The sequence below is a fragment of the Stenotrophomonas pavanii genome, from assembly GCF_900101175.1.
Classification (GTDB): domain Bacteria; phylum Pseudomonadota; class Gammaproteobacteria; order Xanthomonadales; family Xanthomonadaceae; genus Stenotrophomonas; species Stenotrophomonas pavanii.
The window spans coordinates 654,210-675,025 of the sequence record NZ_FNFQ01000001.1 but is presented as its reverse complement, the minus strand read 5'-3'; the positions used below and the strand labels follow the sequence as shown (position 1 = coordinate 675,025).

Genomic DNA, 20,816 nt, shown 5'->3' with positions numbered 1-20,816 from the left:
CCGCATGGACGTTGCCCGCAGGGCTTCACTCTGCATGACGCTGGCGTTGGCTGCTGTTTGTGGACACGCTGCGGCCGCCGAACAGGTCCAGCTGCCGCCGATGAAGGGCTACCAGCAGGCCCACCAGAGCACCGACGCGCAAGGCAACCGCATCACCGAGTACGTGCCACAGGGCCAGACCGTGCACGACTGGACCGACATGGTCACCGTCAACGATGCGCCGAACAGTGGCCATGTGAGTCCGCGTGAGTTCCTCGGCATCATCGAGGCGGGGTGGCGCATCGCCTGTCCGGCGGCGCAGAGCCACTGGATCCGCGAAGGTGAAGAAGGGGGACGGCCCTTCGCCCTGCTGATGCTCGGCTGCCCGCAGAATCCGGGGACAGGCAAGCCCGAGTTCACCTGGATCAAGGGCATGCAGGGCAGGCAGGGCTTCCACACCGTGCAGAAGTCGTTCCGCTCCGAGCCGGAGAAGGAGGACGTCGTGCAGTGGATCGGCTGGCTGCGCGAGGTCGGGCTGTGCGGCAGCGGCGACGCGCCGGCCTGCCGCTGACCGCAGAAGGAAAGGGCGCCCAGCGGCGCCCTTCATGCATCAGAAGCGGTGGGTGTAACCGCTCATCAGCCCGAACTGGTTTGCCTTCTGCACGATCGGGCTGTCGGCCGCATCGCCGAGCAGGCGCGTGCCTTCGGCCGAGATGTACCAGTTGCCATTGCGGCCGACGCGGTGGCTCCACTTCAGGCCGACACCGGCGCTGACCAGGCCGGCCTTCGGCGTGTGTTCGGCAAAGCCGGTGCGCGCCGCCTGGGCCGGACTGACGCCGTACCAGGTCTGCAGGTAACCGCGGTTGCCGTAGTCGGTGGAGACGCTGCCGCTGACCACGCCGCCGGCCAGGTCGAACAGCGGCAGGGTCAGGTTCAGATGGATCTGCTGGGTGGCCAGGCCATTCTCGGCCTTGTCCTCATCCTTGCGGGTGAACTGCCAGGAGCCGCTCAGCACGGCTTCGCCCAGCGTATAACCCGCCGAGACGCCGACCAGGGGACGGGCATCGATATCACCCATGCCGCGCAGGAAGTCGGAACCGCCAAGCAGCGAGTCCTTGTCCTTGCGGATACCACTGGCACCCACATAGGCCCGCACGCGGGTGTGCTCGCCGAGGGAGGTGCCCCAGCCGATGCCACTGGTGCCCAGAAACCAGCCCCCCGGCGCGGTGGCATCGAACGACAGCGAGGGCGTTGCACGATACTCCTCACTGCCGCTGTAGCGTGGTGCCACGCCGCCCCCGGCGGCGAGCTCGAAGGTCCAGTGGTCATCCTTGGCGTAAGCGATCGGGGCGGCGAACACCGGCAGCAGGGCCAGGCAGAGCAGGGCAGGGGAACGGCGAAGCGGGGACATGGAAACTCTCGACAATGGGAGGAAAGCAGCACGCGCATCCGGCGCGCGCTGCAGGGTTGCCAGCGTGGCGATACGCCGGCGACCGATCCGTCCGCAGTTGTGCGGGAGTTGTAACCAACTGTAAGCGCGCCCGTGGGCGTTCAGCTGGCAGCCAGCGGCCAGTGCATTTCCAGGCGTGCGCCGCCAAGGGTGGCGCGGCCGATGCGCAGTTCGCCGTGGTGGCGCGCGGCGATGCGGCCGACGATCGCCAGGCCCAGGCCGAAGCCGCCGGTGTCACGGCTGCGGCTGTCATCCAGTCGGGTGAACGGGCGGACCACCTTCTCGCGGTCGGCCTCGGCGATGCCGGGGCCATCGTCGTCCACGCGCAGGCAGGCGCGTCCGCCCACACCGACCAGCGACACTTCCACCTGCGAGCGCGCGTGGCGCAGCGCATTGCCGACCAGGTTGCTCAGCGCCAGCTGCAGCAGGCGTGGCTCGGCATCCACCCGTGGCAACGCACTGGGCTGCACGCGCAGCACCAGGCCGGCGCGTTCGGCATCACGGCGCGCATCGGCCAGGCAGGCCTGCAGCCAGTCATTGGCTTCGATGCGCTGCATCGGCTCGCCTTCGCTGGGATGCTCCAGCCGTTCGTAGGCCAGCAGTTCGCTGACCAGCCGGTTGAGTTCGGCCAGGTCGCCATGCAGCCCCTCCGCCAGTCGCGCGCGGCGTTCGCGATCATCACTGTCCTGCATCAGGTCCAGGCCGAAGGCCACGCGCGCGATGGGCGTGCGCAGTTCGTGCGAAATGGCATGCGTGAGATCGCGCTGGCGCTGCACCAGTTCGGCCACGCGCGCGGCCATGCGGTTGGAATGGTCGACGATGACGCGGATCTGCGAGCGCGGCGAGACCTGGGCGCGTGCCTGCAGATCACCGGCGCCGATGCGGTCGGCATGCAGGCGCAACGCTTCGAGATCGCGCCAGAGCAGGCGTACCCAGGCATACAGGCAGGCGCCCACCAGCAGCAGGATGCTGAGGTAGGCGGCGAGGGTCATGTACGTGGTCATCTGCACGGCCCCAGGCAGGCGCAGGTGCAGCCAGCGACCATCGACCCCCTCGATGGGCAGCAGGACCTGCTGGTACTGATCGCGCACGATGAAGCCATCGGCCTGCACGGCCGCCTGTTCCTGCCGATCGAGCGCGGGAGGACCGTCGAGCAGGGTCAAGGCGATGCCGTAGTGGGGTTGCCACTGCCGCAGGCGCTCACGCTGCTGGCCCGCGTCCAGGCCCGCAAGGCCGCTGCGCAGGGCGTACACCTGCCCGCGCACCTGCTGGACGAAAACGCGATCCTGCACGGGCGTGTAGATGCCATCCAGGGTGTGGTTGAGGAAGAACACCGAGGCCAGGAAGCAGGCACCGGTGACGAACCACAGCCACAGGAACAGCCGCTTCATTCCGACCAGGCCGCAGGATTGAACTGGTAGCCGCGTCCCCACACGGTCTTGATACGCCGCGGTTCGCGTGCGTCGTCACCGAGTTTGCGGCGCAGCTTGCCGATGCAGACGTCCACGCTGCGGTCCAGGCCGTCGAAGCCAATGCCGCGCACCGCCTGCAGGATCTGGTCACGCGACAGGATCTGTCCGGGCTGGCTGGCCAACAGCCACAGGATCTCGAATTCGGTGGTGCCCACGTCCACCACCGCGCCGTGCAGGTGCACTTCGCGCTGCATGCGATCGATCAGCAGTTGCCCGTGCATCAGCCGGCTGGGCGTGCCGGTGGTGCTGCTGCCATGGCGGCGGCGCAGCAGGGCGCGCAGGCGGGCCAGCAGCAGGCGCGGCTCGATCGGCTTGTGCACATAGTCATCGGCACCCGACTCCAGGCCCAGCACCTGTTCGATGTCGTCCTCGCAGGCGGTCAGCATCAGGATCGGCACATCGGAAAAGCTGCGGATCTGCCGGCACACATCGATGCCGCCCAGGCCGGGCAGCATCAGGTCCAGCACCACCAGCTCCGGCACGTGCTGGCGGCAGGCCGCGCCCGCAAGGTCACCGCGGGCCACATGCCGCACGGCAAAGCCATGCTCGTGGAGGTAATCGCTGACCAGTTCGGCCAGGCGGCGGTCGTCCTCCACCAGCAGCACCGAGGTGGGTGAGTGGCTGGGCGCAGGGGTCCAGGAAGATGGCTGCATGCGAGGGGCCTCCGTGCCCGGGCAGGAGCGCCCGGCGGCGAAGCCTAGCAACGGTCCATGACGACTGCCTGAATCGCGACCAACCTGATAACCGTGGGTACGGCCGTCATCGCCAGTGGCTTTCAGCGGCGGCCCGCGGCTGGCCTATGGTGGCCGTTTCCCCGGATGGAGCCTGGCCCGATGAGCGACCCGCAGTGGCAACTGGAAACCCTGGCCGTGCACGGCGGCTACCGTCCCGACCCGACCACCCGCGCAGTGGCCGTGCCGATCTACCAGACCGTGGCGTATGCGTTCGACGACACCCAGCACGGCGCCGACCTGTTTGACCTGAAGGTGCCCGGCAACATCTACACCCGCATCATGAACCCCACCACCGACGTGCTGGAACAGCGCCTGGCCGCGTTGGAAGGCGGCATCGGCGCGCTGGCGCTGGCCTCGGGGCAGGCCGCGATCACCTACGCCATCCAGACCATCGCCGAAGCCGGTGACACCATCGTCGCCTCCAGCGCGCTCTACGGTGGCAGCCTCAATCTGCTGGCGCACACGCTGCCGCAGTACGGCATCCAGGCGCGCTTCGCCGACCCGGCCGACCCGGCCGCGTTCGCCGCGCTGATCGACGAACGCACCAAGGCGGTGTTCGTCGAATCCATCGGCAACCCGCGCGGCAATGTCACCGACATCGCCGCCATCGCCGAGGTCGCGCATGCCGCCGGGGTGCCGCTGATCGTCGACAACACGGTGGCCACGCCCTTCCTGCTGCGCCCGTTCGAGCACGGCGCCGACATCGTGGTGCACTCGCTGACCAAGTACCTGGGCGGGCACGGCAACAGCCTGGGCGGCGCGATCATCGATTCCGGCCGCTTCGATTGGGCGGCGCAACCCACGCGCTTCGCGCGGCTCAACCAGCCCGACCCCAGTTACCACGGCGTGGTCTATACCGAAGCGTTGGGGCCGGCGGCCTACATCGGCCGCGCGCGGGTGGTGCCATTGCGCAATACCGGCGCAGCGCTGTCGCCGTTCAATGCGTTCCTGCTCCTGCAGGGCATCGAGACCCTGGCCCTGCGCATGGAACGCATCAACGCCAATGCGCTGGCTGTGGCGCAGTTCCTCAAGGCGCACGCCAAGGTGGCCTGGGTGCGCTATGCGGGATTACCTGACGATCCCGAGCATGCCGCCGCGCAGCGCTACCTGCGCGGGCATGGGTCGGGCGTGCTGACCTTCGGCCTGCCCGGTGGCCGTGAAGCCGGCGCACGCTTCCTCGATGCGCTGAAGCTGTTCACCCGCCTGGTCAACCTGGGGGATGCGAAGTCGCTGGCGACCCACCCGGCCTCGACCACGCATCGCCAACTGGATGCCGCCGAACTGGCCAAGGCCGGGGTCAGCGAGGACACCGTGCGCCTGTCCATCGGCATCGAGCACATCGGCGACCTGCGCGCCGACCTGGAACAGGCCCTGGCCGGCGCCTGATAGCCACGCGCTTGGTCGTCATCGCCACAGGCGATCACCACGGGCCGAGCGATGCGTTACGGTGGAACTGCCTCTCCAAGGCAGTGGCAACGTGGCGATCCAGATCCCCGGTCGATGCGGGTCGACCGGGGATCTTTCTGTTTCCGGGGTCAGATCCGTTTTCCTGCGGAAAACGGATCTGACCCCAGGAGTATTTCCGATAGATCGCGGAAAACCGTCGAAGGCGGGGTGGGTCCGGTTGCGGGAGTGTCCGCGGCATGGATGCCGCGGCCAAGCCCCCATGGAAGGGTTTACGGCGTCTCCTGCAACTGGACCCATCCCGCCATTCCACGGGATGCCAGCTTTTGCTTCTGCCGTTGCCGTTGAAGTTGATTCAGCCGGTGCAGGGCTGCAAGCCCTGCCGCAGACCCCTCACACCACCGGGATGCTGTGCTGCCCCAGGTTCCGGTACGGCGGCGTCGACATGATCATCTCCGCCAGCGAATAGGCCAGCTCGCGCTCGGCCATCACCGTGCCATCGGCACCATGTTCCAGCAGATGCTTCACCTCGGCATCGCTGTGCGCACGCGCCAGCAGCGTCAGGTCCGGATTGATCGCCCGCAGCTTGGCCAGTGCTTCACCGGCTTCCAGCGGCTGCGGAATCGCCAGCACCGCGATCTTGGCCCGCTCCGGATGCGCCTCGGCCAGCACCCGGTCGGCCGCCGCACTGCCGCGGATCGCCGCCAGGCCCTTGGCGTGGGCTTCCTCGACGTGTTCCTTGTTGTCGTCGATCACCAGCACCGGCACGCCACGGTCGCGCAGCACCTGCGCCAGTTCGCTGCCGACCCGGCCATAGCCGATCACGATGGCGTGGTCATGCAGGTCGCGCGACGGGCCGATCGCTTCGGGCGGCTCGGGCGCCTGCGGCGACTGCTCCTGCTTGGCCTGCCAACGGTCCAGCAGGCCGAACACCAGCGGGTTGAGCATGATCGACACCAGCGCACCGGCCAGCACCAGCGACTGGCCTTCCTTCGGCAGGATCTGCAGGGCCACGCCGAGGCCGGCGATGATGAAGGCGAACTCGCCGATCTGCGCCAGGCTGGCCGAGATGGTCAGCGCAGTGCTGGTCGGGTGGCCGAATGCACGCACGATGAAGAATGCCGCCGCCGACTTGCCGAACATGATGATGGCGACGGTGGCCAGCACCTGCCACGGATGCTGGACAAGGATGTTGGGGTCGAACAGCATCCCGACCGAGACAAAGAACAGCACCGCGAACGCATCGCGCAGTGGCAGCGAATCATGCGCGGCCTTGTGGCTCAGCTCCGATTCGTTGAGCAGCATGCCGGCGAAGAACGCGCCCAGCGCGAACGAGACGCCGAACAGCATCGCCGAGCCGAACGCCACGCCCAGCGCGATCGCCAGCACGGACAGGGTGAACAGCTCACGCGAACCGGTGCCGGCGATGCGCTCGAGGATCCACGGGATGACCCGCCGGCCGACCACCAGCATCACCGCCACGAACAGGCCCAGCTGCACGAAGGTCCAGCCGATGTCGGCCAGCACGCTGCCCAGCGAGTGCGATTCCTTGGACGCGTCCGGACCGAACACGCCGGCCATTACCGGCATCATCACCAGCGCCAGCACGCAGGCCAGGTCTTCCACGATCAGCCAGCCGACCGCAATCTTGCCGCGCATGGTTTCCAGCAGGCGGCGTTCCTCCATTGCCCGCAGCAGCACCACGGTACTGGCGGTGGCCAGCGAGAAACCAAAGATGACGCCATGGATGGCCGGCCAGCCCATCAGCGAGGCCACGCCCCAGCCGAGCAGGGTGGCGACCGCGATCTGGCCGATGGCGCCGGGGATGGCGATCGCCTTGACCGCCATCAGGTCCTTCAACGAGAAGTGCAGGCCGACGCCGAACATCAGCAGCATCACGCCCAGTTCGGCCAACTGGTTGGCCAGTGCCTGGTCGGCGACGAAGCCGGGGGTGAACGGGCCTACGCAGATGCCAGCAACCAGGTAACCGACCAGGGGAGACAAGCGGAGCTTGTTGGCCAGCGCGCCGAAGATGAAGGCGAGCCCCAGGCCAACGGCAACGATGTTGATCAGGTCGGTGTCATGGTGCATCGGCACTCGCAGGCAATCGGGGGTATCCCGATTTTCACCGATGAGGCCAGATACGGCAAATCCGCCGGCCACGTGCCGTGGCCGGCGGATTTGCCCACGCATTCCTCTTCAACCCACACCTTCGGCGCGCCCCTTCAACAAGAAGGGGCTCTCCTCCAGACGCGGCCCGGGTTATGCCGGCCAGCGGCCGGCAGTACCCCTTACCAGGTGTACTTGATCCGCCCGTACACATACGCGCCGTTGAAGCCGAACGGCGAGTAGTTGCTGTACGGCAGCATGCCGAAGGTGGAGTTCTGCAGGTCTTCGGTGCGGTCCGGGTACTTGTCGAGCAGGTTGTCGGCGCCCACGGTGAGGGTCCAGTTGCTGCTCGGCTTGTAGCTGGCCGAGGCATCCACCACCCAGGCGTCGCCGTAGGTCTGGTCACGCAGCGCGGTGGCCGAGTTGCGCACGGTGAATTTGCCGTAGCGGGTGGCGGCCAGGCCCAGCTCCCAGTGGTCCGAACGCCAGGTGCCGCTCAGGATCGCCTTGTCGCGCGGGTAGCTGTCCTCGATGCGACCGATCTCATCACGGCCGATCAGCGACTGGGTCAGGCCCAGCGTGCCGAATACCGCCGGGGTGCCGCCGACGCGGCGCACTTCGGTGTCGTTGTAGCTGTAGGCCGCAGTCAGCTCCAGGCTGCTGGCGGTGAACGGTACGGTGTAGCTGGAGACGAAGTCGACGCCACGGGTGCGCGTATCCAGGCCGTTGGTGAAGTAGGAGAACGCGGTCACCTGCGGCAGGCCCAGGGTGCCCAGCAGCGCGCTGGTGGCCGCGTTGGTGGTGATGCTGGAGGACAACGCGATGCGGTCGTCAATGTCGATCTGGTAGGCATCGACGGTGATGTACAGGCGATCGACCGGCTGCAGCACCAGGCCCAGGCTGTAGGAGGTGGAGGTCTCGGCCTTCAGCGGCGAGGCGCCCAGCGCCTGCGCGGCCTGGCTGGTGGTCGGGAAGGTGCCGCGCTCGACGAATACGCCATTGAGGAACTGGCTGGTCACCGCCTGGTAGCCCTGCTGGGCCAGCGAGGGCGCGCGGAAGCCACTGGAGGCGGTGGCCCGCAGCGCCACCTTGTCGGTGAACGCGTAGCGCGCCGACAGCTTGCCCGAGAAGCGGTCGCCGAAGTCCGAGTAGTCCTCGTAGCGGCCGGTGATGCCGGCCGAGAACTTCTCGGTCAGGTCCGCTTCCAGGCCGGCGTAGACCGCGTAGTTGTGGCGGTCGGCATGCACTTCATTGGTCGGGGTGAAGCCCGCAAAGCCCTGCGCGCCGCTGCCGGTGTACGAGTTCAGTTCGCCCGGGTTCTGGTCCCACTTCTCCTTGCGGTACTCGCCGCCGAAGGACAGCGTGACCGGGTAGGCCAGGCCCCAGTCCAGAGACTTGGTCAGATCGGCATTGAAGATGTCCTGCTGGTACTTCAGCGTGCCGTCGTAGAACGAGCGCGGGCTGGTCGCACCGAGGCTGTAGTTGATGCTGTTGCGGGTGTGGAAGTCCAGGGTGTTCTCGCCGTGGTTCAGGCTCAGGTCCCAGGTCCAGCCGTTGTCGGTGTTGCCCTTGACCCCGGCCACCAGCGAGCGGTCCTTGGAATACTGGTTGATCTCCGGCACGTAGCCGTCCGGGTAGGTCTGCGCCAGCAGCGCGCTCTGCCCGCTGTGGTTGCGCGAACGGTAGAAGGCGAACGAGGTGATGTCGCGGTTGCTGAGCAGCGCGCTGGCGTAGCCGGTCACGTGGTCGCTGAAGTCGAAGCTGGCGTTGGCCGAGGCCGCGGTGGCATCCACGCGCGGGTCGCCGACGATGAAGGTCTTCTGGCCGATGCTGGGGAAGTTGCCGGTGTTCGGCGTGGTGCCGCGGTACGGGCCGGCGCGGTTGCTCTCGTCCTGCTGGCTGATCTGGCCGGCCACGTGCACGCGGCCGCGGCCGTTGCCGAACTCGACGCCGGTGTCGCCGGACAGCTGGTACTTGTTGCCGTCGCCGGCCGAGTACTGGCCGTAGTCCACTGCCAGGCTGCCGCCACTGCCGCTGCCCTTGAGCACGATGTTGATGACGCCGGCGATGGCGTCCGAGCCGTACTGTGCCGAGGCACCGTCGCGCAGCACTTCCACGCGCTCGATCGCGGCGATCGGGATCGCGTTGATGTCCACCGCCGACGAGCCACGGCCGATGCTGCCGTTGACGTTGATCAGCGCCGAGGTGTGGCGGCGCTTGCCGTTGACCAGCACCAGCACCTGGTCCGGCGACAGGCCGCGCAGCTGCGCCGGGCGCACGCCGCTGGTGCCGTCGGTCAGCGCCGGGCGCGGGAAGTTCAGCGAGGGCAGGGCGCGCGACAGTGCGGTGGCCAGTTCACTGGTACCGGTGGACTGCAGCACTTCGGGGGTGATGATGTCGATCGGCGACTGCGATTCGGCGACCGTACGGTCGGCCACGCGGGTGCCGGTGACGATCACCGTGTCCAGGGTGTTGGCAGCGGTGCCGGCCTGCTGTGCAGCGGCGACGAACGGAGAGCCACCGAGTGCGACAGCGACGGCGGCGGCGATCAGGCGGGTCTTGCGGGTCATCGGGATGGGCTCCGGTTGGCGGGGGCGGCACCGGAATCGACATCACGAGCGTGAGGCGGACGGCGGTTGTTGCGGTGCGCAATACAGCAATTAACGGGATATTCAGTGCCTGTCAAATGCCAGGCGTCAGAAAAAACGTTGCAGCAGCAACCATTTAGCCCGGATCAGCGCTGGCAGGAAGGGACCCCGGGACGCGCGCGGCGGGGACGTGGGAGAGAGGAACGTCGGCCACTGCGCATCCCGGGACGCGTCAAGTATTCGTTAACGCTAGAATTGCGTCGCAGGAACAGTGCTCACCAGCACATTCCATTCGGTTATATGGACCCCTCCCCCGATGATCTCCCTTCGTAATTTCGCCTTGCGCCGCGGCGAGCGGCTGCTGTTGTCCAATGTCGACCTGACCCTGCACGCCGGTTACCGGGTAGGTGTGGTCGGCCGCAACGGTGCTGGCAAGTCCAGCCTGTTCGCGGCGGTGAAGGGCGAGCTGGAGGCCGACAAGGGTGACGTCGACCTGCCCGGCAAGGTGCGCATCGCCAGCGTGGCCCAGGAAACCCCGTCGCTGCCGGATCCGGCGCTGAGCTTCGTGCTGGGCGGCGATACCGAGGTGGCCGCGGTGCTGGCCGAAGAGGCCGAGGCGACCGCCCGCGAAGACTGGGAGGCGGTGGCCAACGCGCACACCAAGATGGCCGAGATGGGGGCCTACGACGCCGAAGCGCGTGCCGGCAAGCTGCTGCACGGCCTCGGCTTCCCTGCCGAGACGCACCACCGCGCGGTGTCCTCGTTCTCCGGCGGCTGGCGCGTGCGCCTGAACCTGGCCCGCGCGCTGATGATGCCCAGCGACCTGCTGCTGCTCGACGAACCGACCAACCACCTGGATCTGGACGCGGTGTACTGGCTGGAACAGTGGCTGCTGAAGTACCCGGGCACCCTGCTGCTGATCTCGCATGACCGCGAGTTCCTCGACAACGTGGCCACCCACACCCTGCACCTGCACGGCGGCGGCGCCAAGCTCTACCCGGGCGGCTACACTGATTTCGAGCGCCAGCGCGCCGAACAGCTGCGCCAGCAGCAGATCGCGCACGAGAAGGAACAGGCCGAGCGCGCCCACCTGCAGAGCTTCATCGACCGCTTCAAGGCGCAGGCCAGCAAGGCCGCGCAGGCGCAGAGCCGCATGAAGCGCCTGGCCAAGCTGGCCGGCACCGAAGCGGTGCGCGCCGAGCGCGAGTTCCGCATCGAGTTCGCGCCGCCGGCCAAGCTGCCGTTCTCGCTGATCCGCCTGAACCACGTCGAGGCCGGTTACGGCAAGGACGCGGTGATCCTGCACAACGTCGGCTTCGGCCTGGAAGCGGGACAGCGCATCGGCCTGCTCGGGCCGAACGGTGCGGGCAAGACCACCCTGGTGAAGACCCTGGTGGGCGAACTCGCACCGATCGTCGGCGAGCGCATGGCGCACCCGGACCTGAAGATCGGCTACTTCGCCCAGCACACCGTGGAATCGCTGCACGAAGGCCAATCGCCGATGGAGCACTTCCGCGAGATCGCCCCGGACGCACCGAACCAGTCCTTCCGCGATTTCCTCGGCAAGTGGAACTTCCCGGGCGATCGTGCATTCGAGCCGGTTGATGGTTTCTCCGGTGGCGAGCGCGCGCGCCTGGCGCTGGCGCTGATCGCCTGGCAGCAGCCGAACGTGCTGCTGCTGGACGAACCGACCAACCACCTTGACCTGGAAATGCGCGAAGCACTGGCCGAAGCGCTGGCCACCTTCGAAGGCGCGATCGTGATGGTCTCGCATGACCGCCACCTGATCGGCCTGGTCTGCGATACCTATTGGCGCGTGGCCGATGGTGTGGTCGAACCGTTCGATGGCGACCTGGACGCGTACGCCGCGTGGCTGCGCACCCGCCCGCAGGCGCAGGGCACCAAGGCGCGCATGGAGCAGGTGGAAGAGCCGGTGGTGGTCAAGACCGCACCGGTGGCGCAGGTGGTGCAGAAGAAGCCGGTGAACCCACACAAGCTGGCGGCTGCCGAGGCCAAGGTGGCCGAACTGGAGAGCGCGCTGGCCGAGCTCGACCGCCAGCTGGCCGATCCGGCCAACTACGCCGATGCGACCCGCATGGCGGTGATCGGACGTGACCGCGAAACCACCGCGGCGCAGCTGGAAAAAGCTGAGGCAGCGTGGATGGAGCTGCTGGAGTCCTGAGCACGCAAAAAAGGGGACGGAGGGGATTAAGTCGTTTGTGCCACAAACGACTTAATCCCCTCCGTCCCCGTTTCTTTCTGATCGGTAGTGCCGGCCGCTGGCCGGCAGCGCGATGCGCTCACAAGGATCCAGGGGTTGCCGGCCAGCGGCCGGCACTACCTACGCGCCCTGCGCCTGCAGCCACTCGCGGAAGCGCTTGGCCGGCTCGCGTTCGGCGCGCGAACGCAATCGCGTCAGCCAATAGCGGCCCAGCTCCAGCGTGGTGCCGAACGGCTGCAGCAGGCGGCCTTCGGCCAGTTCCTGCTCGAACATGCGCAGGGGCAGCAGCGCCACGCCGGCTCCCCCTGCGGCGGCCATCGCCACGGTCAGCGAGGAATCGAACACCGGCCCGCGCGCTTCCACACCGCTGACGCCGGCCGCCTGCAGCCAGCGTGGCCATTCGTCGCTGCGGTAGGAGCGCAACAACGGCAGTGTGGCCAGGTCGCGCGGCTGCTTCAGCCGCCGCGCCAATGCCGGTGCGCACAGCGGCGCGAACGGGGCATCCAGGATCGCCGTGCAGGCCTGTCCCTGCCAGTCGCCATCACCGAAGCGGATCGCCAGGTCCAGCCCTTCGCCGGCCAGGTCGATGCGGTTGTTGTGGGTCTGCAGGCGCAGCTCGATGTCCGGGTGCGCCGCCTCGAACGCGGCCAGCCGTGGCAGCAGCCAGCCGGTGGCAAAGGTACCGACCACGCCCAGCGTGAGTACTTCCCGGGCCGGCCCGCCGGTGTAGCGCGCAATGCTGGCGGAGATGCGTTCAAACGATTCGTTGAGCACCGGATACAGCGCCGCGCCCTCGTCGGTCAGCGCCACGCCGCGCGGCAGGCGATGGAACAGGCGGATGCCGAGCCGGTCTTCCAGGCCCCGGATCTGGTGGCTCAGTGCGGCCTGGCTGACGCACAGCTCCAGCGCGGCTCGGGTGAAGTTCTGGTGGCGGGCGGCCGCCTCGAACGCACGCAGCGCGTTCAGTGGCAGGGTGGGGTGCAGCATCGGAGAGCCGTGAGCCAGGGTGATGGCTGATCCTACCCGTTCAATGAGGAATTTCGTAAATCTCAAACAGTTGATCGCGCCAGGCATGAATTCAACTTATGGGTTGCCCTGATTTTTCGCGCTGGTCGGTCGCAGGGGAGGCGCCAATAATCGAGCGGTCACCAGGAGAACCCCTATGCTCGCCCGTCGCCGATTCCTGCAGTTCAGTGGTGCTGCCGTTGCTTCCTCGCTGCTTGCCCCGGCGCTGGCGCGAGCTGTTTCCCCAGCGTCCGGCATACCCGCCGCCATTGCCGGCGCCGCCGATTTCGCCGCGCTGGAGAAAGCCAGCGGTGGCCGCCTGGGCGTCACCGTGCTGAATACCGGTAACGGCCGTCGCATCGGCGGGCATCGGCAGGATGAGCGCTTCCCGATGTGCAGCACGTTCAAGTCGCTGCTGGTTGCCCATGTGCTGAGCCTTGCCGATGCAGGCCGCGTTTCGCTCGACACCCGTGTGCCCATCGCCGCGAAGGATCTGCTGTCCTACGCCCCGGTGGCGCGCCGCCATGTGGGCAAGGACCTGACTGTCCGCGACCTGTGCCGGGGCACGCTGACCACCAGCGACAACACGGCGGCCAACCTGCTGCTGGAGGTGGTGGGCGGGCCGTCGGCGCTGACGGCATTCCTGCGCGGGCAGGGCGACAGCATTACCCGCAATGACCGCAACGAGCCGGACGTGAATCTGTTCGTGAAGGGAGACCCGCGCGATACCACCAGCCCGGCCGCGATGGCCACCAGCCTGGCCCGCTTCGCGGTGGGCAATGGCCTGCAGCCTGCATCGCGCCAGCAGTTCGCCGATTGGCTCATCGACAACCAGACCGGCGATGCCTGCCTGCGCGCCGGGCTGGGCACGCGCTGGCGGGTGGGGGACAAGACCGGCAGCAACGGTGATGACACGCGCAACGACATCGCCGTGCTGTGGCCGCATGCGGGCGGCGCGGCGTGGGTGGTCACCGCCTATCTGCAGGGCGCGTCGGTCGATGACGACCAGCGCGCAGCGGTGCTTGCACGGGTGGGCGCGCTGGCCGATGCAATGATTGGATGAGGTAACCGGGGTCATTCGAAATGGCTTGCCGGATCGGTCGGGCACGCGCATCCTGCGCGCGTTCGAACCCCACGGAAGACCCCGATGAGCCATGAGTTGATCTACCTGCTGCTGATCTTCGCGCTGCTGGTGATCCCGCGCGCGCTGCAGCGCTTCAGCCTGCCCGCACCGCTGACCTGCCTGCTGTTCGGCATCATCGGCATGCTGTGGCTGGGCGACCAGGCGCATGACGCGGTGATCGGCCTGCTGGCCACGCTGGGGATTTCCTCGCTGTTCCTGTTCGCAGGCCTGGAGGTGGATCTGCAGGCGCTGCGGCGCGGCATGTGGCCGTTGCTGGCGCATCTGGTGATCCGCAGTGCCACGCTGTTCGGGGTCGGCTGGTTGGCCTGGCGCTACGCGGGCCTGCCGTGGCAGGCGGCCGGACTGCTGGCGCTGGCACTGCTGACACCGTCCACCGGCTTCATCATGGACTCGCTGTCGCGGCTGGGCCTGAGCGAAGACGAGCGGTTCTGGGTCACCAGCAAGGCCATCGCCGGCGAACTGCTGGCGCTGGCGGCATTGTTCATCGTGCTGCAGGCCGGCGACCCGGGCCACATGGCGCTGTCCAGCCTGGCCCTGCTGGCGATGATGGTGGGCCTGCCGCTGCTGTTCATCGCGCTGGGCCGCTGGGTGGCGCCGCACGCGCCGGGCTCGGAGTTCTCGCTGCTGGTGATGGTGGGCATGGTGGCCGCCTACATCACCTACCTGCTGGGCGTGTACTACCTGGTAGGCGCCTTCATCGCCGGCCTGGTCGCGCGCCTGCTGCACCAGCGCATGCCGCTGCTGGCCTCGCACGAAAACCTGCATGCGCTGCGCCTGTTTGCCTCGTTCTTCGTGCCGTTCTACTTCTTCAACGCTGGCACCAAGGTGCCCAGCGAAGCGCTCAGTTTCGAGGCGCTGGGGCTGGGCATCGTGATCACCCTGGTGGTACTGCCGCTGCGCATCGGCGTGGTGTGGCTGCAGCGCCGGGTGATGTTCGGCGAGAGCTTCCGCAGCAGCCTGCGCGTCTCGCTGGCGCTGGCACCGACCCTGATCTTCACCCTGGTGCTGGCGGCGATCATGCGCGAGCGCTTCCAGATTCCGGCGGTGCTGTTCGGCGCGCTGCTGCTGTACGCCGCACTGACCACGCTGTTGCCGTCGCTGGTGTTCCGCACGCCGTTCGACGTCGATCCGGTCGAGCAGGAACCTGCGGGCGAGGGCGAAATCGCACCGGTCGCGGCCACCGACGGCGGCCATGCCGAGCCGCTGAAGGCACCACTGCCACCGCCGGGCTGAGCCGCAGCCGCGTGCAGCGGCTTGCACTCCGGTGCGCCAACGCAGACACTGCGCGCCCGTGAAGCGCGCCCTGCCGTGGGCGGCCACTGTCAGGAGCAACAGGCGTGACCCAGGAAAGCAACCCAGACCGCAGCCTGTTGCCGGGCAAGATCCTGTTGTGGTTTTCGGCGGCCGCGCTGCTGATCCTGCTGGCCTGCAGCTGGTCGATGCCCCCGGTCGATGCCTCCGGTTTCCGGCAGACGCAGACTGCACTGTCGATCGACTGGTTGCTGCGCGGCGGCCCCTGGCTGGACTACGTGACCCCGGTGCTGGGCGCGCCCTGGTCGATTCCCTTCGAATTCCCGTTCTACCAGTGGTTGGCGGCGTTGCTGTCCAGCCTCACCGGCATGAGCGCCGACAACAGCGGGCGCCTGGTGTCTGCGCTCTTCCATGTCGGCTGCGTGTGGCTGGTCTACCGCACGCTGCTGGCGTGGCGCCCCGACCGCACGCTGGCGCTGTGTGTGGCCGGCGCGTTTGCCGTCTCGCCGTACGCGCAGTTCTGGGGGCGCTCGGTGATGATGGAGTCCTGCGCCGTGTTCTTCGGCCTGCTCTTTGTCTGGGCGATGGCGCGCCTGCGCAGCCAGCCGCGCGCGTGGGTGGGCCTGGTCGCCATCGTCGCCGCGGTCCTGTCGGCGGCCATCAAGGTCACCTCGTTCTTCGGCTTTGCCGCGTTCGTTGCGCTGGCCTTCCTGTGGCTGGTGCTGCGTGAACATGGCTGGCGCCCGCAGTGGCTGCGGCAGCATTGGCGCCTGCTGTTCTGGGGTGGCCTGTCCGCACTTGCCGTGCTGGCCACGCTCACCCTGTGGCTGCAGCATGCCGACGCGCTGAAGGCGCAGTCGGCGCTGGGCCGGCAGATCACCTCCGATGCGTTGTCCACCTGGAACTACGGCACCCTGCAGCAGCGCCTGGATCCGGCCACCTGGTGGGGCACGGTGTTCAAGAAGCGCTTCTCCGGTGCGATCGGCTCCAACTGGATCTTCCTCATCTTCGTCATCGCCGGGCTGTGGCAGAAGCGCACGCGCGCAGCGGTGGGGATCCTGCTGCTGGCCTACCTGGCGCCGTTCCTGGTCTTCACCAACCTGCACATCGCCCATCCCTACTACCAGGCGGCCAACATCGTGTTCGCCACCTCGATCATCGGCCTGGTGCTGTGGTCGACGGTGCTGGCGGCCGAAGCGGCGGGCAAGCCGCGCCGCGGCGTCGCGCTGGCGATCGTCCTGTGCGTGCTGTCGGTGGGCTTCGGCCTGGTGAAGTCGCTGAAGGACATCAGGGAAGCGCGCGAGCCGACAGCGGTTTCGCAGATTGCCGAGGCCATCCGTACCGGCACGACGGCGCAGGGCGTGGTGGTCGCGTTCGGGCAGGACTGGTCCTCCGAACTGCCGTACTTCTCCGGCCGCCGCGCGGTGATGATTCCAGACTGGGCGTCGGACGAGGTGCTCGCGTCGCTGGCCGCCGACGACGCCGCGCTGGGTGGGCTGCCGCTGGCCGCACTGGTCAACTGCCCCAGCCAGGTGGGAAGCAGCCCCGGACGCGTGCAGTGGCAGGCGGAGATCATCCGCCGCTATGCCGCCGGTGGCCAGAAGCAGGAGATCGGCGGCTGCGAGGTCTGGCTGCACCGATGAGGTGACGTGGCCGGTGCGCAGGGTTTGCGCGCACCGGCCCGGGTCGTTAGGGTTGGGGGCATGAAACTGCCTGCCGTTGCTGCTGCTTCCGCCCTCCTGCTCACCCTTGCTGCCTGCTCGCAGCGTTCCGATTCGGTCGCCCATGATCTGGCGACCGCACCGGCCGATGCCTTCATGGCGGCCATCGCCGCGCATTGCGGCCAGGCCTTCGAGGGCCGGGTGGTGGAGGACACGCCGGCACCCACCGGCAAGGACCCGTTCGCCGGCCAGCGCCTGGTCATGCATGTGCGCGGCTGTGCCGACCCGGCCCATGAGCTGCGGATCCCCTTCCATGTCGGTGATGACCATTCGCGCACGTGGGTGCTGACCCGTACCGAAAATGGCCTGCGGCTGAAGCACGATCATCGCCACCCGGATGGCAGCGCCGATGCGATCACCCTCTATGGCGGCGACAGCACGCCGCCGGGCACCGCCGAGCGGCAGCAGTTCCCGGCCGACACCGATTCCGTGGCGATGTTCCGTCGTGCCGACATGCGGGCCTCCACCTTCAACACCTGGGCGATGGAAATCGATCCGGACCAGACCTTCGTCTACGAACTGACGCGACCGGAAGGCCGGCGCTTCCGCGTGAAGTTCGACCTGAGCAGGCCGGTCGACCTGCCGCCGCCACCGTGGGGTGACGACAAGGCACCCGCACCCTGACCCCGGAAAGATCCCCAGTGGATCCACGCCATGCGTGGATGCGGGATACCTGACCGGGGGGCAGCGCCCTGGCCGTCGGCCAGGGATCCGACCGCGGGGCTCAGCGCGCGCCGAAGCGCGCCCGGCAGCCGTTGCTCACCCACACCTGGCCGCGCGAATAGCCCCAGCTGCGGCCTTCCTGGCAGGCACTGCCGGACAGCTGCTGCTGCAGCACCGGCCGGCCCTGCCGCTCATCCCAGTCGCAGTTCTGCGTGCGGTTGTTGTTGCTGCTGCAGGTGATCGAATAATTGCTGTTGCCGCCGCCCCAGCCACCGCCGCCGCCGCCCCAGCCGCGGGCCTCGGCGAACTCGGCGCGGCAGCCGTTGCTGACCCAGACCGCGCCGTTGCGCACGCCCCAGGTGCGGCCTTCGTCGCAGGGGCTGCCGGACAGCTGGCGGACCAGGCGGGCGTTGCGCCAGCCGACCGGGCAGCTGCGCTCACGGTTGCTCTGGCTCTCGCAGCGGATGGTTTCGCCGGGACGGCCGTTGTTGCCGCCCCAGCCACCGCCATTGCCGCCGCCCCAGCCGCCGCGGGCTTCAACGAACTCGGCGCGGCAGCCATTGCTGACCCAGATGCTGCCATTGCGGCTGCCCCAGGTGCGGCCCTCGTCGCAGGCGCTGCCGGACAGCTGGCGGACCAGCTGCGCATTGCGCCAGCCGGTGCTGCAGACACGTTCACGATTGTTCTGGCTTTCGCAGCGGATCACCCCGTCCTGCGCAGCGGCCGGAGCAGAGGGCAGGGCGAGCACGGCCAGCGTGCTCAGGGTCATGGCCAGGCTGGCCAGGGACAACGATTTCATGGCGGCATCCCATACGGTGGCAGGTGCCCGACTATAGGGACCGGGGCGATCAAGCCGGTGTGACTGCCCGGATTTGCCCCGGCCGGGGCCTCGGCCGCAGAATACGAGGCTTTCCGGCCCCCATCCGGTGCCGGCGTTCTCCAGCGGAGCTTCCCCCCATGCGTACCCACTTCTGCGGCCTGGTCGACGAGACCCTGATTGGCCAGACTGTCACCCTCGCCGGCTGGACCGACGTGGCCCGTAACCAGGGCGGCGTCTGCTTCATCGATCTCCGGGATCATGAAGGCATCGTGCAGGTGACCGTGGAGGCCGACAACGCCGAAGTGTTCGCCGTGGCCGCGTCGCTGGGCTACGAGGACGTACTGCAGGTGGAAGGCGTCGTGCGCGCCCGCCATGCGGTGAACGACAAGATGCGCACCGGCAAGGTGGAAGTGATCGCCACGGCCATCACCGTGTTGAACAAGGCCGCGCCGCTGCCGTTCCACGCCCACGAGAACCCGGGCGAGGAAACCCGCCTGAAGTACCGCTACCTGGACCTGCGTCGCCCGGAAATGCAGCGCATGCAGCGCACCCGCATCAAGCTGGTGCAGGCCCTGCGCCGCCACCTGGACGAAAAGGGCTTCCAGGACATCGAGACCCCGATCCTGACCAAGGCCACCCCGGAAGGCGCACGCGACTTCCTGGTGCCGGCGCGCATGCACCCGGGTGAGTTCTACGCCCTGCCGCAGAGCCCGCAGCTGTTCAAGCAGATCCTGATGGTGGCCGGGTTCGACCGCTACTACCAGATCGCGCGCTGCTTCCGCGACGAAGCGCTGCGCGCCGACCGCCAGCTGGAATTCACCCAGCTGGACATGGAGTTCGCCTTCGTCCGCGAGCGCGACGTGCAGGACTTCGTCGAGGACATGATCCGCGCCATCTTCAAGGAGGTGGTCGATGTCGAGCTGGATGCCAGCTTCCCGCGCATGACCTGGGCCGAGGCGATGCGTCGCTATGGTTCGGACAAGCCGGACCTGCGCATCGCGCTGGAACTGGTCGATGTGGCTGAACTGGTCAAGGACAGCGAGTTCCCGGTGTTCACCGGTCCGGCCAACGATGCCGAAGGCCGCGTCGCCGCGCTGCGCATCCCGGGCGGCGCGTCGCTGAGCCGCAAGCAGATCGACGAGTACGCCGCGCATGCCGCCAAGTACGGCGCCAAGGGCCTGGCCTACATCAAGATCGCCGACAACGGCGAAGTCAGCTCGCCGATCCAGAAGTTCTTCAGCGAAGAGCGCTTCGCCGCGCTGGTGGCCCATGTCGGTGCCGGCAACGGCGACATCGTGTTCTTCGGTGCCGGTGGCTACAACAAGGTCTCCGACTTCATGGGCGCGCTCCGCCTGAAGGCCGGCAAGGACTTCGGCCTGGTCGCCGACGGCTGGGCGCCGCTGTGGGTCACCGACTTCCCGATGTTCGAGTGGGACGAGGAAGAACAGCGCTACGTCGCCCTGCATCACCCCTTCACCGCACCGGCCGTGGACGACATCGCCGACCTGCGCGCCAATGCCCGTACCGCCGTCTCGCGCGGTTACGACATGGTGCTCAACGGCAATGAAATCGGCGGCGGTTCGATCCGTATCCACCGTCCGGACATGCAGAGTGCGGTCTTCGAACTGCTGGGCATCGGTGCCGAAGAGGCCCGCGCCAAGTTCGGCTTCCTGCTCGACGCGCTGAACTACGGCGCGCCGCCGCACGGTGGCATCGCCTTCGGCATCGACCGCATCGCCGCCCTGATGGCCGGCACGGAGTCGATCCGCGACGTCATCCCGTTCCCGAAGACCACCGGTGCACAGGATCTGATGACCGACGCGCCGTCGCCGATCGTCGACGCGCAGCTGGCCGAAGTGCACATCCAGGTTCGCCCCAAGACCAACTGATCAGGAGATCCAGGCAATGACCGAATTTGCGTTTTCGCTGGAGTGGGAAAAGCTGGGCAATGAAGGCTCCGAGGCCACCCTGGTCACCGAGCGCGCACGCGTGTTCGGTGGTTGGCTGGTCCGTGTCGGTACCAACCCGGCGGCGATGGCGCTGACCTTCGTCGCCGACGGCGAAGGCCGTTGGGACGGTGAGGACTTCGGCGTCGAGGATTACGAGGACGACGAAGAGGAAGAGTACGACGAGGACGAGGACGGCGAGGAAGAAGAGGACGAAGAGGAATACGAGGAAGAGGACGAGGACGAAGACGAAGAAGCGGAATCGCCTGAAAAGGCTTGACCGGCGCTTCGCCCTGGCGTCAACTTCCT

Annotated in this window: 16 protein-coding genes; 9 read left to right on the top strand and 7 right to left on the bottom strand. The window is 67.9% G+C overall.

Annotation, left to right across the window (positions count from 1 at the left end):
• Positions 1–4: 4 nt before the first annotated feature.
• Positions 5–550 carry a hypothetical protein gene (locus tag BLS66_RS03115; protein WP_210240849.1) on the top strand — a complete coding sequence of 182 codons (546 nt, stop codon included), beginning with the start codon at positions 5–7 and terminating at the stop codon, positions 548–550.
• Between the two features lie 39 nt (positions 551–589).
• On the opposite strand, the gene BLS66_RS03110 is transcribed toward BLS66_RS03115, so the two are convergent.
• The 3 genes from BLS66_RS03110 to BLS66_RS03100 all read right to left on the bottom strand — a co-directional run bounded on the left by BLS66_RS03110 (position 590) and on the right by BLS66_RS03100 (position 3,554).
• Positions 590–1,390 (bottom strand): MipA/OmpV family protein, encoded by an 801-nt coding sequence (locus BLS66_RS03110; RefSeq protein ID WP_053506521.1) that lies wholly within the window; start codon positions 1,388–1,390, stop codon positions 590–592.
• A gap of 140 nt (positions 1,391–1,530) precedes the next feature.
• Positions 1,531–2,820, bottom strand: a complete 1,290-nt coding sequence (locus BLS66_RS03105; RefSeq protein ID WP_074725043.1) for an ATP-binding protein — start codon at positions 2,818–2,820, stop codon at positions 1,531–1,533.
• Entirely contained in the window at positions 2,817–3,554 is a 738-nt protein-coding gene (locus BLS66_RS03100; protein WP_057494719.1) for a winged helix-turn-helix domain-containing protein, read from the bottom strand. The genes BLS66_RS03105 and BLS66_RS03100 overlap by 4 nt, the downstream gene beginning before the upstream one ends.
• A gap of 180 nt (positions 3,555–3,734) precedes the next feature.
• On the opposite strand from BLS66_RS03100, the gene BLS66_RS03095 reads away from it, so the two are divergent.
• Positions 3,735–5,021: an O-acetylhomoserine aminocarboxypropyltransferase/cysteine synthase family protein gene (locus tag BLS66_RS03095; RefSeq protein ID WP_074725042.1), complete on the top strand. Its 1,287-nt coding sequence runs from the start codon at positions 3,735–3,737 to the stop codon at positions 5,019–5,021.
• Positions 5,022–5,432: 411 nt separating this feature from the next.
• Here the strand turns inward: BLS66_RS03095 and ybaL are convergent, their stop codons facing one another.
• Entirely contained in the window at positions 5,433–7,130 is a 1,698-nt protein-coding gene (gene ybaL, locus BLS66_RS03090; protein ID WP_049467962.1) for a YbaL family putative K(+) efflux transporter, read from the bottom strand.
• 200 nt (positions 7,131–7,330) lie between these two features.
• Positions 7,331–9,718, bottom strand: coding sequence for a TonB-dependent receptor plug domain-containing protein (locus tag BLS66_RS03085; RefSeq protein ID WP_049467960.1), 2,388 nt, complete (start codon positions 9,716–9,718; stop codon positions 7,331–7,333).
• 334 nt (positions 9,719–10,052) lie between these two features.
• On the opposite strand from BLS66_RS03085, the gene BLS66_RS03080 reads away from it, so the two are divergent.
• Complete coding sequence (locus BLS66_RS03080) at positions 10,053–11,918, top strand: ABC-F family ATP-binding cassette domain-containing protein (RefSeq protein ID WP_032958937.1); 1,866 nt, start codon at positions 10,053–10,055, stop codon at positions 11,916–11,918.
• A gap of 159 nt (positions 11,919–12,077) precedes the next feature.
• Here BLS66_RS03080 and ampR read toward each other — a convergent pair whose 3' ends face one another.
• Positions 12,078–12,944: a LysR family transcriptional regulator AmpR gene (gene ampR / locus BLS66_RS03075; protein WP_049465574.1), complete on the bottom strand. Its 867-nt coding sequence runs from the start codon at positions 12,942–12,944 to the stop codon at positions 12,078–12,080.
• Between the two features lie 175 nt (positions 12,945–13,119).
• Between ampR and blaL2 the strand changes: the two genes are divergently transcribed.
• From blaL2 to BLS66_RS03055, 4 genes are all read left to right on the top strand, one after another.
• Positions 13,120–14,025 (top strand): L2 family extended-spectrum class A beta-lactamase, encoded by a 906-nt coding sequence (gene blaL2, locus BLS66_RS03070; RefSeq protein WP_074725041.1) that lies wholly within the window; start codon positions 13,120–13,122, stop codon positions 14,023–14,025.
• Between the two features lie 84 nt (positions 14,026–14,109).
• Positions 14,110–15,339: a cation:proton antiporter gene (locus tag BLS66_RS03065; RefSeq protein WP_064239063.1), complete on the top strand. Its 1,230-nt coding sequence runs from the start codon at positions 14,110–14,112 to the stop codon at positions 15,337–15,339.
• Positions 15,340–15,443: 104 nt separating this feature from the next.
• Entirely contained in the window at positions 15,444–17,000 is a 1,557-nt protein-coding gene (locus BLS66_RS03060; protein WP_074725040.1) for an ArnT family glycosyltransferase, read from the top strand.
• 60 nt (positions 17,001–17,060) lie between these two features.
• On the top strand, positions 17,061–17,702 hold the full coding sequence (locus BLS66_RS03055) for a hypothetical protein (RefSeq protein WP_064239061.1): 642 nt from the start codon (positions 17,061–17,063) through the stop codon (positions 17,700–17,702).
• 100 nt (positions 17,703–17,802) lie between these two features.
• On the opposite strand, the gene BLS66_RS03050 is transcribed toward BLS66_RS03055, so the two are convergent.
• Positions 17,803–18,540 (bottom strand): DUF3011 domain-containing protein, encoded by a 738-nt coding sequence (locus BLS66_RS03050; protein ID WP_053461161.1) that lies wholly within the window; start codon positions 18,538–18,540, stop codon positions 17,803–17,805.
• Between the two features lie 158 nt (positions 18,541–18,698).
• Between BLS66_RS03050 and aspS the strand changes: the two genes are divergently transcribed.
• Entirely contained in the window at positions 18,699–20,450 is a 1,752-nt protein-coding gene (aspS, locus tag BLS66_RS03045) for an aspartate--tRNA ligase (protein ID WP_053505063.1), read from the top strand.
• A 16-nt stretch (positions 20,451–20,466) separates the two neighbouring features.
• Positions 20,467–20,787: a hypothetical protein gene (locus BLS66_RS03040; protein WP_049465555.1), complete on the top strand. Its 321-nt coding sequence runs from the start codon at positions 20,467–20,469 to the stop codon at positions 20,785–20,787.
• The last annotated feature ends 29 nt before the right edge of the window (positions 20,788–20,816 follow it).

What these genes read in the sequence shown, in the direction of transcription:
- blaL2 (WP_074725041.1), top strand. Translation starts at nt 13,120, where the DNA reads ATGCTCGCCCGTCGCCGATTCCTGCAGTTCAGTGGTGCTGCCGTTGCT.
- BLS66_RS03050 (WP_053461161.1), bottom strand. Translation starts at nt 18,540, where the DNA reads ATGAAATCGTTGTCCCTGGCCAGCCTGGCCATGACCCTGAGCACGCTG.
- BLS66_RS03055 (WP_064239061.1), top strand. Translation starts at nt 17,061, where the DNA reads ATGAAACTGCCTGCCGTTGCTGCTGCTTCCGCCCTCCTGCTCACCCTT.
- ampR (WP_049465574.1), bottom strand. Translation starts at nt 12,944, where the DNA reads ATGCTGCACCCCACCCTGCCACTGAACGCGCTGCGTGCGTTCGAGGCG.
- BLS66_RS03105 (WP_074725043.1), bottom strand. Translation starts at nt 2,820, where the DNA reads ATGAAGCGGCTGTTCCTGTGGCTGTGGTTCGTCACCGGTGCCTGCTTC.
- BLS66_RS03110 (WP_053506521.1), bottom strand. Translation starts at nt 1,390, where the DNA reads ATGTCCCCGCTTCGCCGTTCCCCTGCCCTGCTCTGCCTGGCCCTGCTG.
- BLS66_RS03080 (WP_032958937.1), top strand. Translation starts at nt 10,053, where the DNA reads ATGATCTCCCTTCGTAATTTCGCCTTGCGCCGCGGCGAGCGGCTGCTG.
- BLS66_RS03100 (WP_057494719.1), bottom strand. Translation starts at nt 3,554, where the DNA reads ATGCAGCCATCTTCCTGGACCCCTGCGCCCAGCCACTCACCCACCTCG.
- BLS66_RS03040 (WP_049465555.1), top strand. Translation starts at nt 20,467, where the DNA reads ATGACCGAATTTGCGTTTTCGCTGGAGTGGGAAAAGCTGGGCAATGAA.
- ybaL (WP_049467962.1), bottom strand. Translation starts at nt 7,130, where the DNA reads ATGCACCATGACACCGACCTGATCAACATCGTTGCCGTTGGCCTGGGG.
- BLS66_RS03115 (WP_210240849.1), top strand. Translation starts at nt 5, where the DNA reads ATGGACGTTGCCCGCAGGGCTTCACTCTGCATGACGCTGGCGTTGGCT.
- BLS66_RS03085 (WP_049467960.1), bottom strand. Translation starts at nt 9,718, where the DNA reads ATGACCCGCAAGACCCGCCTGATCGCCGCCGCCGTCGCTGTCGCACTC.
- BLS66_RS03065 (WP_064239063.1), top strand. Translation starts at nt 14,110, where the DNA reads ATGAGCCATGAGTTGATCTACCTGCTGCTGATCTTCGCGCTGCTGGTG.
- aspS (WP_053505063.1), top strand. Translation starts at nt 18,699, where the DNA reads ATGCGTACCCACTTCTGCGGCCTGGTCGACGAGACCCTGATTGGCCAG.
- BLS66_RS03095 (WP_074725042.1), top strand. Translation starts at nt 3,735, where the DNA reads ATGAGCGACCCGCAGTGGCAACTGGAAACCCTGGCCGTGCACGGCGGC.